Origin of the sequence: Streptomyces sp. BE303 (genome assembly GCF_036290945.1) — a bacterium.
Lineage (GTDB): Bacteria > Actinomycetota > Actinomycetes > Streptomycetales > Streptomycetaceae > Kitasatospora.
Genome location: NZ_JAQYWZ010000917.1, coordinates 1 through 400, shown reverse-complemented (window position 1 = coordinate 400; position 400 = coordinate 1). Strand labels below are relative to the sequence as shown.

The 400-nt window shown below is 69.0% G+C and carries 1 protein-coding gene; it reads right to left on the bottom strand.

Annotated features, from left to right (window positions below; translation table 11 throughout):
• Positions 1–400 (bottom strand): substrate-binding domain-containing protein (locus PUR56_RS37290; RefSeq protein WP_329952221.1); only part of this gene is annotated, 400 nt, incomplete at both ends.

The window sequence follows — 400 nt, the reverse complement described above, 5'->3', positions numbered from 1 at the left end:
GCGCTTGCCGACCTCGCCGCCCATCTGGGTGCCGGAGAAGCCGATGCGGGGGACGAGGTTGTCGGGGGCGCAGGCGGACGGGTCGGGGCCGTTGGTGCAGATCTGGTCGTCGGAGGTGAGCAGGGCGACCTTGGCGTCCTTCGCGGCCTGGACGACCTGGGGTCCGACGGCGGGGTCGGGGACGACGATGACGACGCCGTTGGTCTTCTGTGCGATCGCGGCCTGGACCTCGCTGATCGTCTTGTTGGCGTCGTTGCCCAGGTTCACGACCTTCAGGTCCACACCGAGTTCGGCGGCCTTGGCCTTGGCCCCGGCGGCCTCGCCGACGAAGTACTCCTGGTCGCCCTGCTTCTGCAGGTAGGTGATCGAGATCTTCCCGTCGACCTTGGCGACCTCGCCG